Here is a 14,189-nt window from a genome sequence, read left to right as displayed (position 1 = left end):
AACTCGCGAGCGGCAACTATCTCCATCGAGTCAGACTCTCTCACGCAGCAGTTTCTCCAGCCGCGCTCGACGCTCGGGAGAGGACCACAACGCGTCGGCGTGAATCTCCAACCGTCCCTCTCGACGGAGCAGCACCACGGAGTCTTCCTCCCGGAGCAGGACCACGTCTGATGTACTGCGGAGGAGGATCTGGCTCACCAGGTCGAGCAGGTGATCCTCTGCTTCGTGGAGGTTCGATTTGTCCAAGCGGATGTGGAGGCGGAGCTTTGGAAGAAAGCCATGGTCCTCGCGCACATAGTCGTCGACCGGGGGCTTCGGTTGGGTGGCGACCACCCAGAGGTGCGGAATCGCGGTGGTCTCCTCGACCTGTTTCCCGGAGCGAGGGGCCTCCTCCGGAAGCTGGACGCGGTGGGTGACCTCACGAAGCGCTTCGCGCGGACTCCATGATTCCGCCATGTACAGAACGTAGTTGATCGACATGCCTCATTCCCTCTGGTCTGGATATGAGCCTGCCCCGGTTTTGTGGACACACCAGATAAGTCGGCTACGCGGGAGGTAGTGTCCATAGGAACGAAGGAAGAGGCGGAGCTTCACCCCGGAGTACAGGGCAAGGCAGTTCGGCTGGTGCGCGAGGGCGGCAGGAGCCTGCCCCAGGTGGCCAAGGAACTGGACCTGACCGAATCGGCCCTGCGTAATTGGGTGCGATAGGCCGACGGCGACAAGGGCAAGAAGCCGGCAGGCGCGCGCTCCACGGCAGAGCGGGAGGAACTGGTCCGGCTGCGCAAGGAGAACCGCCAGCTGCAAATGGAGCGTGACTTCCTGCTCACTCCCTCAAGACGCCGCTCCTCGGACGGGTACATACACTGTACCCGCCCCCTCGGAGACAGGCCCTACTGTCCCGGAGCGATGTTCGGGCCGAAGCCCAGGGCCAGGGTGGGCAACACCCTCCACTCGGTCCACTCAGGGCGGGCCCAGGTGGCCTCGGAGGAGGCGCTCGCCCCGACACCGACGCGCAGGATGCCGTAGCGCCAGGCGACACCCGCATGGGCGCCATAGGGCATCAGCAGCCGCGTGTGCACGCTGGCCGTCCAGAAGAGGCCCCGCCCGTCCTGGCTCCGCCACAGCGGCCCCTCATAGGAGAGCGACTGCGAGGCGATGGACACCCCCGCGTACAGCCCGCCCACCGGCACGGTGAACACCACCTTCACCTGCTCGACGAAGCGCGCGCCGGTGATGGGCGCGTAGGCGGCCGCCTGGGGGAGGTCGTAGTGGAGGAAGGTGCCAGCGTCCTCGCTGAGCACGTCCACGCGGTCCAGCCGCACCGGCGCGGCCAGGGTGAGCGCCGCGGTCACGAGAGAGAGGGTCAGCGGCACGGTGCACGCTCCACGTAGTCGGTGATGAGGTAGTCCAGGGGCCAGCGGCAGTAGGCCGCCAGCTGGGTCTCGGTGTTCGCCGTCCACACGGCCGTCTTCATCCCGGCCCGGTGCATGGACTCCATGGCGGCGCGGTCCGCCACCTGCAAGGTCACGGCGATGCCGTCCGCCCCTGCATCCCGCGTCAGCTGGATGAGCTCCTGCACTCCCACCTTGCGCCGCAGCTCGTTGGAGATGGCGATCAGGGTCGAGTTCTCGCCCGCGCTGAAGGTCGGCCAGATGAGGAGCGTCTCCACCTCCTGACGCGCCTCGAAGGCCTTGAGCAGCGGGCCTTGCGTGGAGGTGACGTAGAAGCGGTTGGGCAGCGCCGCCGCGTTCCAGCGGCGGAGGATCTCCTCGGCGAAGACCTCGGCGGACTCCGTGTACCGGGGGTCCTGCTTCACATCGAGCTGCACGACCACGTCCGGGTGGCCCTTCAGCGCCTCGAGCATCTCATCGAGGGTGAAGTACCGCTCCGCCACCCGCGCCGCATCGGGCGTCTCGGGATTCACGAGGCCGCCGCAGCGGTAGTCGCGCCACAGCTCCTCCAGGGTGAGGTCCTTGATGAAGAGGCGCGAGCCCTCCGGCAGCCGCCGAGGCTCCTGTTCCCCGGGGCCCTGGACGTACGTGCACAGCTCCGGGGTGACCCAGGAGTTATGGGAGAGAAGGGGGACACGGTCCTTCGTGAGAACGAGGTCCACCTCGATGGCGGGGTAGCCCTCGCGCAACGAGGCCAGCACCGCCGAGCGGGAGTTCTCCGGGTAGTTGCCCGCACCGGCACGGTGTGCCACCAGGCGCGGCGTTCCGGGAGCGTCCACGAAGCCGCAGCCCGAGGCCAGCAGCAGCGCGCAGGTGAGCGCGACTCTTCTTCGATTCCACCTGAGGGTTGTCATGGGAGGCCCCTCCGTACCACGAGGGCCCTCCTCCGGTCATGAACCCCTGGTGAATCTCACGCCCCGAGCGCGACGGGGCGCGCGACGGCCTCCGTTGCACGCGTCGTGTCGTCCACCTGCTGCCGGGCGGGGATGAAGGTCATGGCGCGCTCGGCCAGCGCGGTGATGGTGAGTGACGGATTGACGCCCGGGTTCGCCGAGATGGCCGAGCCGTCGATGACGTAGAGGCCCTCGTAGCCGTAGAGCCGGTGCTGGGAGTCGATGACGCCCGTCTGGGGCGAGTCCCCCATGCAGCAGCCGCCGAGGATGTGCGCCGTGGTGGGGATGCCCATCAGCGTCTCGGTGGCCATGGTCATGGCCATGCCGTCCAGCTTCTCCGCCACCCGGTGGGCCAGCTCGGAGGCCTCGGGAATGTTGGCCGTGGGGGCGGGGCCTTCCTGCAGGCCGGTGGTGAGCGCCTTGCGCCCCCCGGTGAAGAGCCCGCGCCCGCGCTTCATGCGCAGGTGCCCATCCAGCGTGCGCATATAGAGGAGGATCATCGTCCGCCGCGCGAAGTCCCGGATGAAGAAGGAGCTCAGCAGCTTGAGGGGATGGCGCAGGAAGAGGCCGGCCAGCTTCACCAGCCTCGACAGGGCGGTGGCGCCCGCCACGTGGGGCGCCATGAGCGAGCGGAAGAAGTCCGAGCCCGCCCCGTAGCGCACCGGCTCCAGGTGCGAGTGCGCATCCGTGTGCAGGATGGAGCCGATCGCGATGCCCCGCGACAGGTCGTTCTGGCTCTGGCTCTTGCCGGCCACGATGCCAATGAGGGCCTCGGAGTTGGTGCGCACGCCGTCACCGAGCCGGTCCGACAGCCGGGGCAGCCCGTCCGGGTGGGCCTTGAGTTTGAGGAGCAGATCCACCGAGCCCAGCACTCCGCCAGAGAAGATGACCTGCCGCGCCGTGAAGCGCCTCTTGCGGCGGGAAAAGCGCGAGGTTCCCTCCAGCGCCTCCACCTCGTAACCGCCTCCGGGCAACGGGCGTACCCAGGTCACCTCCGTGTCCGCGTGGATGGTCAGGCCTCGCTTCTCCGCGAGGTAGAGGTAGTTCTTGTCCAACGTGTTCTTGGCGCCGAAGCGGCACCCCGTCATGCAGGCTCCGCAGAAGTTGCAGCCGGTGCGCTCGGGCCCCTCGCCTCCGAAGAACGGATCCGGCACCGTCTCCCCGGGCTTGCCGAAGTAGATGGCCACCGTCGTGGGCTGGTGGTCCTCCCGCCCCATCTCCTTGCCCACCTGCTGGATGATCTCGTCCGGCAGCGTACGCATCGGGTTCACCACCGCCCCCAGTATCTTCCGCGCCGTGGCGTAGTGCGGCGCCAGCTCCGTCTTCCAGTCCGCCAGGTGCCCCCAGGAGCGCGCCTGGAAGAAGTCGTCCTTCGGAATGGGCAGCGTGTTCGCGTACACCAGCGAGCCTCCGCCTACTCCCACTCCCGACAGCACGGTGACGTGCCGGAAGAACGTCATCTTGAACAGGCCCCTCCACCCCACCTGCGGCATCCACAGCCACCGCTTCAGGTCCCAGTTCGTCTTGGGGAAGTCCTTCGCCTCCAGGCGCCGGCCCTTCTCCAGCATCACCACCCGGTAGCCCTTCTCCGTCAGGCGCAGCGCACTCACGCTCCCGCCAAATCCCGAGCCGATGATCAGCCAGTCGCTGTCGAACTCCATCTCGTCTCCTCCCCCCTGCGGGGCTCCTGCACAGCGTATAAGGACCACGCCGGATGCGCTCCTCCGCTTGATTGGGGAGCACTCGGACGGTCGTGATTTCCGAAGCTGGAAGACCCTCACCCCAACCCTCTCCCAGAGGGAGAGGGGGCATACACATTGTCACTCTGGGAAGGACAGTTTCTGACGGGCCGCTTCCCGGCGCTTCGCTCGCACCTTGCCCGCGATGTTGAGCAGTAGCTTGTCTCTCTCCCAGCGTTCCCGCGTGGGCTCGTCCGCTTGTTCCCAGAGGGGGCTCAGCCCGTCCACCCGTCTCCGGTACTGGTCGATCGCCCCCGCCAGTGCCAGGTGCACCGCCGGGGAGGCCGGATCCGATTGCGCGAGCCCTCTCATCGTCACCGCCAGGGCGAGCAGTTCCTCTCGCACCTCGTCCGGCCAGCCCGAGCGCCTCGCCACCTGGATGAGCCAGCCGAGCACCGCCGCGAACACGTGGCAGTCCTCCACCGTGCGGAACGGTTTGACGTAGCGCGCGTAGCCATCCCCGGGCAGCACGTCATCCGGCGCTACCTCCACCTCGTGCAGCCGCATCTCGGCGTGCGGGACCTCCGGAACGAAGGGCGGCGGCGGCAGCTCCGTGAGCGTCACTCCCGGCCGGCGCGCGTCGAGCCGCACCAACCGGAGCCGGTTGCGCCCCTGCTCGTCCTGGCCCTCCGTGGCCACCACCAGCAGCACGTCCGCCGCGCTGCCCAGGGTGACGAAGGCCTTGGTGCCCTCCAGGCGGAGAGGGCCCTCTCCCGAGCCCGTGAGCCGGGTGTTCATGGCCGCGGGATGTCCACCCCCGGCCTCGGTCACGCACAGCGCGTACCGGTGCTCGCGCGACAGTTGGGGAAACAAGGCGCGCAGCGCGGAGTGGTAGCCCGAGGCGAAGGCGTAACCCAACCGGTCCGCCGCGAAGCCCCCGGCGAACGCCACGTCCACCGGAAGGGGGAAGCGCGAGGACAGACTCAGGTGCCGCGCCCACCAGTCCTCGATGGACCCCTGAGGCGCGGGAGCGGGTGACTCGGTGAGGAGGTACCGCAGGAGCTCTTCCATGGGGCACCCACTCTAATTCACCACGTACGACGTGCGGGACACTCAGTCCTTGAACTCGGCCCACACCGGCGCGTGGTCCGACGGCTGCTTGCCCTTGCGCGCCTCGCGGTCCACGTCCGCCGCCACCAGCCGCTTCGCCATCGGCTCCGTCGCGAAGATGTGGTCGATGCGCAGCCCCTTGTTCTTCGGGAACGCCAGCATCCGGTAGTCCCACCAGCTGAACCGCTGCTCGTCCGGGTGCAGCTTGCGGAACGTGTCCGTCAGCCCGAACGCGCACAGCTCCTTCAGCGCGTTGCGCTCCTTCGTGGTGAAGAGCGTCTGCCCCTCCCACAACGCCACGTCCCAGACGTCGATGTTCTCGGGCGCCACGTTCCAGTCACCGCACAGCACCAGCGGCTCGCCCGGCTTGTGCCGCGTGTCCAGGTAGCGCCTCAGCCGCCCGTACCACTGCAGCTTGTACTGGTACTGCTCCGAATCCACCTCCTGCCCGTTCGGCGCGTACACGCTCAGCACCCGCACCCCGTTCACCGTCGCCGCGATCAGCCGCGCGTGCGTGTCGTCCACCCCGTCCGACAGGCCTCGCACCACGTCCGTCGGCTCCGTCTTCGCCAGGATGGCCACCCCGTTGTACGTCTTCTGTCCGTGCACCGCCGCGTGGTAGCCCGCCTCCCGCACCGCCTCCATCGGGAAGTCGGACTCCGTGCACTTCAGCTCCTGCAAGCACACCACGTCCGGTTGAGCGCTCTTCAGCCAGTCCACCAGCCTGTCCAGGCGGGCACGCACCGAGTTCACGTTCCAGGCAGCGATCTTCATCCCGCCCAACGTCGCACGTCACTTCTTCCCCCGCCACGGTTTTTCCCTTTCCCCTCCGGTGTGTGCCCCCCTGGGTTCTGTAGCGCACTGTGGCACCCTGGCTCACGGGTCCCCCGGGGTTCCCGGTGTGGCCCTCGGGCCGCACCGCGCCCGCCCGGGGAGCGGAGAGGCGTCCTCCCAGACCCTCACCCCGGCCCTCTCCCAGAGGGAGAGGGTGGCTGGCACGGGCATCGCAGTGGACTCCTCCCGACAAGGAGTCACCATGAAGAACCTCATCCTGTCCGCCTGCTTCGCCGCTCTCTCCCTCACCGCCTGTGATGCGAGCCCGTTCCGGCGGTCCCAGGGACTCCTCGCCACCCCGCGTCTCGCGGCCACCGCGCTCCCCGGACAGCAGCCCCGTGAGACCGTCTCCCGCCAGGAGCTGCCCCTCACCATCGAGGACGTTCCCCTGCAGGACGAGGTCCCCGAGGTGCCCGTCGAGGACCTCGCTCCCGCCGAGCCCGCGGACACGGTCGCGCTCCCGCATGAGCAGCACCTCTACCCCGTGGACCACCTCGCCCGGGCCCGTGCCCTGCGCGAGGAGGGTGACCTCTCCGGTGCCGTCACCGAGGCCCGCCGCGCCGTCCACGACGCCGCCGACGACATCGAGGCCGCCGAGAATGCCCTCGATGCCCTCATCCGCCTCGCCCGCCTCACCGGCCTGAAGCAGCTCGCCGCCGACGCGTACGCGGAGCTCTCCCGCCTCTACCCGGATGGTCCCGAGCCCCTCGTCGAGCAGGCCCGCCTCCTCCTCGAGCTCGGCGACACCGAGGGCGCCCTCCGCTCCGCCGAGGCCGCCGTCGAGCTCGACCCCGAGTATCCGGAGATCTACCAGGTCCTCGGCCGCGCCCACCTGTCCGCCGGTCAGCTCGACGAGGCCATCGCCCGCTTCAAACAGGCCGTACACCTCGACCCGTACCACGGGTATGCGCTCAACAACCTCGGGCTGGCCTACCTGCACTCCGGCCAGGCCACCCAGGCCGCCGAAGCACTCGCCCAGGCCGTCTACCTGCTCCCCCACGTGAGCTATGTTCACAACAACCTGGGTCTCGCCTACGAACGGCTCGGCCGTTACGAGGAGGCCCGTATGGCCTTCGACACCGCCACGCGCCTGTCGCCCAGGGACCTCAAGGCCCGTCTCAACCTGGACCGGCTCAACCGCGAGGCCGGACGGGCAACCAGCCCCATTCCGGTTCCCCGCCCGCCGGTCTAACGTCGTTCCTCCTTCGTTGTCCCCGCGCCCCATGAACCCGGCCCGCGAGATGAGCTCCCAGCCCCAATCCCCTTCCCCCTCCCCCTCTCCGGTGCCCCCCGCGCCCCCGGCCCGTCCCGGCCTGGGCGCCCGGCTGTGGCGCTGGACGAAGCGGCTGCTCGTCCTGGGCGCCGTGGGCCTGGTGCTGCTCGCGCTCGTCCTCGTGGGCGCCTACCTCTACTTCAGCCGCGACCTGCCCTCGCCCGAGGCGCTGCGCACCTACGCCCTGCCCCAGGTCACCAAGGTGCGGTGCGGCGACGGCTCCGTGTGCGCCGAGTTCTTCATGCCCCAGGGGCGCCGCACCGTCGTGGACATCAAGAAGCTGCCGCCCCACGTGCGCAACGCCTTCCTCGCCGCCGAGGACGCCGACTTCTACAAGCACGAGGGTCTCGACTTCATCGGCATGTTCCGCGCCGGTGTGAAGAACCTCATCCCCGGCAGCCGCAAGTCCGGCGCCTCCACCATCACGCAGCAGGTGGTGAAGAACATGCTCCTGTCTCCCGAGCGCAGCCTCTCGCGAAAGATTCGCGAGTGGATCCTCACCCCGCGCGTGGAGCAGACGCTCACCAAGGATCAGATCCTCGGCCTCTACATCAACCAGTCCTACTTCGGGCAGGGGCGCAGCGGCATCGAGGAGGCCGCGCTCTACTACTTCGGCAAGCACGCGGAGAACCTGAGCATCGGCGAGGCCGCGGTGCTCGCGGGCACGGTGCAGTCGCCCAACCGCATCAACCCGGAGAAGAACATCGTCAAGGCCAAGCAGCGCCAGCGCTACGTGCTGGGGCAGATGATGGCGCAGGGCTTCCTGCCCAAGGAGAAGGTGGAGCCGGAGCTGGAGAAGCCCATCGTGCTCGCCCCGCGGCCGCCCCCCGAGGTGGGCCCCTACTACGCCGAGGACATCCGCCGCACGCTCGTGGCCCGCTACGGCGAGGAGGCCGTGCTCACCGGCGGTCTGCGCGTGGACATCGCCATGCAGCCCAAGCTGCAGGTCGTCGCCGACCAGGCGGTGCGCAACGGGCTGGAGGCGGTGGACCGGCGCCAGGGCTACCGGGGCGCCCTCGGCACGGTGGAGCCCGCGCGCTTCGAGCGCCTCAAGCCCCTCATCGCCAAGCAGATCGAAGAAGCCGGCCGCCGCCAGAAGGAGGGCGCCTACGTGGCCGACCTCGGCACGCTCGTGCAGTCCGGCGAGCAGCAGCCCAAGCCGGCCGAGGAGCCGGTGGTGACCACCGCCGCCGAGGAGGAGGAGGAGGCCACGCTCTCTCCCGACGAGAAGCTCGCGCTCGACGTGCAGTTGCAGCCCCTCAAGGAGGGCCTGCGCGTGGCCGGCTTCGTCACCCAGGTGGATGACTCCGGCAAGAAGGCCCGCGTGGACCTGGTGGGCCGCACCGCGGAGATTCCCTTCTCCACCGTCACCTGGGCGCGCCAGAAGGGCAAGAGCGCCCCCTCGAAGATGTCGGACGTGATGAAGGTGGGGGACATCGTCCTGGTGCGCGTGCTGCGCGTGACGCCCGCCCCCGCGCTGCTGGAGGCCACGCTGGACCAGGTGCCGCTCGCCCAGGGCGGCCTCGTCGTCATCGACCCGCGCAACCGCAACGTGGTGGCGCTGGTGGGCGGCTATGACTTCAAGCTCTCGCCCTTCAACCGCGCCACCCAGGCCCGGCGCCAGCCCGGCTCGTCCTTCAAGCCCTTCCTCTATGGCGCCGCGCTCGGCAGCGGGCGCTACACCCCCATCAGCACGGTGAACGACGCCCCCGAGGCCATCCGCGACCCGTACACCGGCAAGACGTGGAAGCCGCAGAACTACGACCGGACCTTCGAGGGCCCCATGACGCTGCGCGAGGCCCTCACCAAGTCCAAGAACACCGTCTCCGTGCGCCTCATCGAGGCCATCACGCCCGCGGCCGCCATCGACTTCGCCCGCCGCGCGGGCATCCGCTCGCCACTGCCGGAGAACCTCACCCTGGCCCTGGGTACCGGCGAGGTCTCCGTCCTGGAGGCCGCCAACGCCTACGCCACGCTGCAGGCCAACGGCCGCTACGCCGAGCCCCTCATGCTGCTGAAGGTGACGAACGCGCAGGGCAAGGTGCTGGAGGAGCACCAGCCGGCCTTCGAGGAGACGCTGCCCCCGGCGGTGGCCTACCTCACCACGTCGCTGATGCGCAGCGTGGTGGAGGAGGGCACGGCCCGCGCGGTGACGGAGCTCAACCGGCCCGCCGCCGGCAAGACGGGCACCGCCAGCGAGAACCGCGACGCCTGGTTCTCCGGCTTCACCGCGGACTGGGTCGCCAGCGCGTGGGTGGGCTTCGATGACCACTCGCCCCTGGGCAGCAGCGAGACGGGTGGCCGCGCGCCCCTCCCCATCTGGCTGGAGTTCATGCGCGCCGCCCACCAGGGCCTGCCCTCGCGAGAGTTCGAGGTGCCCCCCGGCGTGGTGCAGGTGCGCATCGATCCCGCCACCGGCCTGCTCGCGGGCAACTCCGTGCCCGGCCGGCTCGAGTCCTTCCTCGATGGCACCCAGCCCACCGCCGAGGCGCCCCCGCCCGGCCACGTCAGCCCCAGCGACTTCTTCCTCCAGGAAGGTAGCCGGGGGGGTTTGTGAGCCGGGCCCTCGCCGCCGCGCTGCTGCTGGCCGCGCTCCCCGCTCCGGCCGCCAACCCCCTCGCACCCCAGCCCGCTCCGGGCGCGCCCTCCACCCCGGCCGCCCCGGCCCTCGAGCGGCTCGCCCAGGCCGTGGCCGCGGACGTGCGCTCGGTGCAACCCGAGCCGCCCGTGGCCCTGCACCTGTCCGGCGGCGCTCCCGAGCTGCGGCGCGCCTTCGGGACGCTGCTCGCCTCGCGCCTCGCCTCCGCCCGGCTCGGCCCCGTGGTGCTGGAGGCGCCCTCCCCCGAGGCCGCCGAGGCGCTCGCCCGTGAGCAGGGAGCCCGCGCCCTGGTGCGCCTCACCCTGGGCGTGGAGGGCGGAGAGCTGCGCGCGCACGGCGACGTGTTCGGCACCTGGGTGAATTTCTGGTCCGGCCGCATGGCCACCCGCGCCCCCTCGCCCGGCGCGGCCCTCGCCCAGTCCGTGGAGGCCGATGCCGCGGCCCTCGCGCTCGCCGCCGTGGAGCCTCCGCGCACGCAGACGCCGCTCCCTGAGGAGCCGCGCCCCCTGCGCCTGCTGGGCGCCGTGCTCGCGCGCCTGCCCTCCCCGCCCGCCGCGCTCGCCGCAGGGGACCTCGATGGGGACGGCAAGGACGAGGTGGCCGCGCTCACCGAGCGCTCCGTCTTCGTCTTCGCCGCGGATGGACGCCTCGTCGCGGAGCGCTCGTTGGCGGCGCTGCCCCCCGGCCCCGCGCCCACGCGCGAGCCCTTCGGCGCGCTGGCCATCCTCTCCGGGCCGCCGCGCCTCGCCGCCTTCTCCACCCGCTTCGCCCAGGGCGAGGTGCTCGCGCTGGCGGGTGGCGCGCTGAACGTCGTGTCCAGGCTCGACGCGCCCCAGTTGGCTCCGGACGCGCGCGGCGGCTTCGTCCCGGGACAGACGGCCTTCGCCCCCGAGGTGCGGCTCGGCGGCACGGCGCTGCCCGGCGTGCCCGCGCGTTTCACCACCTTCAGCGCCGCCAACTCCCGCGTCCTGCTCGTCCACCCGGACGGCTCGGCCTCCTTCTTCGCGCGGCTCCCGGGCGCCCCCCTGCCGCTCTCCGGACTCGGCGCTGGCAGCGCACTCGGGGACCTGGACGGGGATGGGACGCCGGAGCTGCTCACCACCTCGCCCGAGCTCCAACCCTCGCCGGACACCCTGCGCGTCTTCAGGACCAACGGGAGCGATCCCACCACGCACGAGCCCCTCTGGCAGGGCGCCCTGCCCTCCGGCCGCGCCCTGCACGTGGTGACGGCCAACCTGGACGGGGACAAGCGCCGCGAGGTGGTGGTGGGCCTCACCCGGCCGGACGGCACCGGCGAGCTCTTCCTCCTCCGCCAGGGTGCGCCATGACGCTCCGCCACGCCCTCGCCAGCCTCCTCCTGCTCGGCGCCGCGCCGTCGCTCGCCGCCGGCCGCGTCCCCTACGGAGGCGAGCTGCGCGTCGCCTACACCGCCCCCGCCGAGCCCGCGGAACCGGCTCTCGCCGACACGCCCACCGAGGCCACCCTCCTCGGCCTGCTGTCCCGACCCGCCTGCCACCTGACGCCGGACGGGCACGCCTCGCCCGCGCTCGCCCGCGAGGTGTCACGCCCCTCCTCGCAGGTGGTGCACCTCGTGCTGCCCTCGCCCGCGCAGGCCAGTGCGCTCACCCGCGCCTGGACGCGGCTCATCGGCCCCGAGGCCGCCTCGCCCTACCGCGCCCTCCTCTATCCGCTGCGAGGCGAGGGCCGGCAGCTCTCCGCCACCGGGGACACCCTGGAGCTGGCGCTCTCCTTCCCGTGGCCGGACCTGGAGCGCGCGCTGTGCCACCCCGCGCTCGCTCCGCCGCGCACCGTCCCCGCGGCTCTCGCCCCCTTCTCCTCCGCCGGCCCCAACGCCGTGGAAGCACGGCTCGCCTGGACCGGGGGCCGGCCGTACGTGGACCGGCTGCGCCTGACCCGCACCGACGAGCGCGGCCTGTCGCGCCTGTGGTCGACGCAGGAGGCCCAGGTGGTGCTCGGCGTCATCCCCGACGCGGGCACGCCCTCCGGCGCGGCGCTGTACGCCACCTACCTGGCCTGGTCCCCCCGGCGCGTGCCGCCGGACTTCCGCCAGGCGGTGGAGAGCGCCATCGACCGGGAGGACCTCACGCGCCTCTTCGTGCGCGGGCCAGCGGTGCCCATGCCGCACCTGTTGCCTCCGGCCCTGCTCCCGCAGGCGCAAGCCCCCCGCCCCACGACGCCGCCGCAGCCCCAGGCCGGCCGCAAGGTGACGCTCCTCTACGACACGACGAGCGAGGACCAACGCGCGGTGGCCGAGCGCCTCCAGGTGAGGCTGCACGACCGGGGTTACGCGGTGGCCCTGGAGCCCCTGCCACGCGCCGAGCTGCGCGCCCGTTGGGCGAAGGGGGACTACGAGCTGATGCTGCACTCGCTGCTGCTGCCGCCCGTACCGGGCCCGGCCCTGGCCGTGGTGCTGGACGCCGCGGGCCGGAAGGACCTGCTCGGGGTGGAGCTGCCGCGCATCGGTGCCCTGCCGGACCCGGCGGCGCGTGACACGAGGGCGCGCGAGCGGGCACTGGCGCTCGCCCTCTCCGTGCCGATGTTGCCCCTCTACGCGCAGGGGCTGGCGCTGCGCGCGGCGCCGGAGGTGGGGGGACTCACCTTCGATGCCCAGGGACTGCCCCTGCTGGACGGTGCCTGGCTCCAGCCGGCCGCGGCGGGTGTTCCGGGAGCCCGGAGATGAGACTGAGGACACGGCTGGCGCTCGCCTTCGCCCTGCTGGCGCTGGTGCCGCTGGCGGTGATGGTGCCCTTCACCCTGACGCAACTGCGCGCCACCCTGTCGAAGGGGCTGGACGCGCGCATGGACGGGGCCACGGCCTCGGCGCAGGAGGCCCTCGAGCGGGCGGCCGCCAACGCGCGCCGGGCGGTGGAGGAGCTGGTGGAGAGCACCGCCCTGGAGGACCTGGCGCGCGAGGCCCGCGAGTCCCCCGCCCGGGCCATCCGCGCGGACACCGCGCAGGCGCTGATGAAGAGCCGGGGCCTCACGGTGCTGTCCCTCTTCGACCGGAAGGGCACCACACTGTCCTCCGGGCACCTGCCGGCGCGCCGGGGAGACCCGGATCCGGTGCTCTTCGCGGCCACCCGGGAGAAGTCCCCCAAGCCGGTGCCGGTGAAGGTGTCGGTGCGAGGAGACCAGGGCCTGCGCGAGGTGCCCGCGCTCGTCACGGCGAGGCCGGTGGACTACGGGGACGCGCGAATCTGGGTGGTGGGCGGGGTGCTGCTGGACCAGGGGCTGGCGGCACACCTGGCGCGGCTCACCGGGGCGGAAGTGGCGTTGCTGTCCGGGAACGAGGTGGTGGCGAGAGCCGGGAGCGTCACACCGCCCACGGTGGCGCGGGTGCTGCCGCTGGGCGAGGCCGCCACGGTGAGGCTCGTCTTCAGCCGCGCGGCCGAGCGTGAGGCCACGGTGGGAGTGCTGCGCTCCTTCCTGTTGCTGGCGGGACTGGGATTGAGCTTCGCGGTGCTGCTGGGGCTGCTGATGGCCCGGCGCATCACGCAGCCGGTGGAGGCACTGACCTCGGGCGCTCGGCGCGTGGGAGAGGGCGCGCTGGACGTGCAGGTGCAGGTGCAGGCGACGGGCGAGGTGGGCGAGCTGGTGAAGACGTTCAACCACATGACGACGGAGCTGCGCTCGACCACGGAGCGGCTGGTGGCCAGCGAGCGCGTGGCCGCGTGGCAGGAGGTGGCGAGGCGGCTGGCGCATGAGATCAAGAACCCGCTGACGCCCATCCGCATGTCGCTGGAGACGCTGATGGCGGTGCAGGACGCGCAGGACGCGCGCTTCCCCGCCCTCTTCCGGGACAGCGCGGGAGTCATCCTGGAGGAAGTGGACCGGCTGAAGCGGATCGTCGACGAGTTCAGCCGCTTCGCGCGCCTGCCCAAGCCGCAACTGGAGCCGGTGGATCTGGGGGAGCTCGCCCAGAACGTGCTGTCGCTCTACGCCTCACCGCCGCCGGGCATCCAGATCCACTCGGAGGTGCAGCCGGGAGTGGTGGCGAAGGCGGACAGGGATCAGCTCACCCAGGTGCTGGTGAATCTGGTGAAGAACGCCGAGGAGGCGATGGCCAAGGGAGGCGGAGACCTGCGCGTGCGCGTGCGCGCCACCGACCGGGAGGCCGTGGTGGAGGTGCAGGACAGCGGCCCGGGGATTCCACCGGAGCACCGGGCCCGCATCTTCGAGCCCTACTTCACGACGAAGGAGGGCGGCACGGGCCTGGGGCTGGCGATCGCGGCGCGCATCCTCCAGGAGCACGGCGGCAAGCTGGACGTAGGCGGCGAGCCCGGCCAGGGCGCCTGCTTCACCCTGTCCCTGCCGCGCGAGCACTGACGG

General features: G+C 71.4%; 11 protein-coding genes and 1 pseudogene. 6 read left to right on the top strand and 6 right to left on the bottom strand.

The annotated features are described in order from the left end of the window. Positions 1–30: 30 nt before the first annotated feature. Positions 31–480, bottom strand: a complete 450-nt coding sequence (locus NR810_RS23175; protein ID WP_257455455.1) for a type III-B CRISPR module-associated protein Cmr3 — start codon at positions 478–480, stop codon at positions 31–33. A gap of 88 nt (positions 481–568) precedes the next feature. Here NR810_RS23175 and NR810_RS23170 point away from each other — a divergent pair. After that, a pseudogene (locus NR810_RS23170) lies at positions 569–822 on the top strand (transposase); the annotation flags it as partial. A gap of 68 nt (positions 823–890) precedes the next feature. On the opposite strand, the gene NR810_RS23165 reads toward NR810_RS23170, so the two are convergent. From NR810_RS23165 to xth, 5 genes are all read right to left on the bottom strand, one after another. Then, a complete protein-coding gene (locus tag NR810_RS23165; protein WP_257455454.1) occupies positions 891–1,373 on the bottom strand; it encodes a hypothetical protein in 483 nt (160 codons plus the stop codon). After that, positions 1,364–2,305, bottom strand: coding sequence for a glycerophosphodiester phosphodiesterase (locus NR810_RS23160; RefSeq protein WP_257455453.1), 942 nt, complete (start codon positions 2,303–2,305; stop codon positions 1,364–1,366). The genes NR810_RS23165 and NR810_RS23160 overlap by 10 nt, the downstream gene beginning before the upstream one ends. 56 nt (positions 2,306–2,361) lie before the next feature. After that, entirely contained in the window at positions 2,362–4,005 is a 1,644-nt protein-coding gene (locus NR810_RS23155) for a GMC family oxidoreductase (RefSeq protein WP_257455452.1), read from the bottom strand. Positions 4,006–4,164: 159 nt separating this feature from the next. Continuing rightward, complete coding sequence (locus tag NR810_RS23150) at positions 4,165–5,094, bottom strand: acyl-CoA dehydrogenase family protein (protein ID WP_257455451.1); 930 nt, start codon at positions 5,092–5,094, stop codon at positions 4,165–4,167. A 42-nt stretch (positions 5,095–5,136) separates the two neighbouring features. Continuing rightward, positions 5,137–5,907 (bottom strand): exodeoxyribonuclease III, encoded by a 771-nt coding sequence (gene xth / locus NR810_RS23145; RefSeq protein ID WP_257455450.1) that lies wholly within the window; start codon positions 5,905–5,907, stop codon positions 5,137–5,139. A 262-nt stretch (positions 5,908–6,169) separates the two neighbouring features. On the opposite strand from xth, the gene NR810_RS23140 reads away from it, so the two are divergent. Genes NR810_RS23140 through NR810_RS23120 form a run of 5 tightly spaced genes read left to right on the top strand, consistent with a single transcriptional unit; the run spans position 6,170 to position 14,186 of the window. After that, a complete protein-coding gene (locus NR810_RS23140) occupies positions 6,170–7,159 on the top strand; it encodes a tetratricopeptide repeat protein (RefSeq protein ID WP_257455448.1) in 990 nt (329 codons plus the stop codon). Positions 7,160–7,208: 49 nt separating this feature from the next. Further along, positions 7,209–9,797: a penicillin-binding protein 1A gene (locus NR810_RS23135; RefSeq protein WP_257455447.1), complete on the top strand. Its 2,589-nt coding sequence runs from the start codon at positions 7,209–7,211 to the stop codon at positions 9,795–9,797. Next, positions 9,794–11,167, top strand: coding sequence for an FG-GAP repeat domain-containing protein (locus tag NR810_RS23130; RefSeq protein ID WP_257455446.1), 1,374 nt, complete (start codon positions 9,794–9,796; stop codon positions 11,165–11,167). The genes NR810_RS23135 and NR810_RS23130 overlap by 4 nt, the downstream gene beginning before the upstream one ends. After that, positions 11,164–12,540 carry a periplasmic substrate-binding domain-containing protein gene (locus NR810_RS23125; protein ID WP_257455444.1) on the top strand — a complete coding sequence of 459 codons (1,377 nt, stop codon included), beginning with the start codon at positions 11,164–11,166 and terminating at the stop codon, positions 12,538–12,540. Before NR810_RS23130 ends, NR810_RS23125 begins: the two co-directional genes overlap by 4 nt. Continuing rightward, the gene (locus NR810_RS23120; protein ID WP_257455443.1) at positions 12,537–14,186 is read left to right on the top strand and encodes a sensor histidine kinase; all 1,650 of its coding nucleotides are present in this window, start codon (positions 12,537–12,539) and stop codon (positions 14,184–14,186) included. The genes NR810_RS23125 and NR810_RS23120 overlap by 4 nt, the downstream gene beginning before the upstream one ends. Positions 14,187–14,189 lie beyond the last annotated feature (3 nt).

This window comes from Archangium lipolyticum (genome assembly GCF_024623785.1).
GTDB lineage: Bacteria > Myxococcota > Myxococcia > Myxococcales > Myxococcaceae > Archangium > Archangium lipolyticum.
This window is presented reverse-complemented; position numbering and strand designations above follow the sequence as displayed.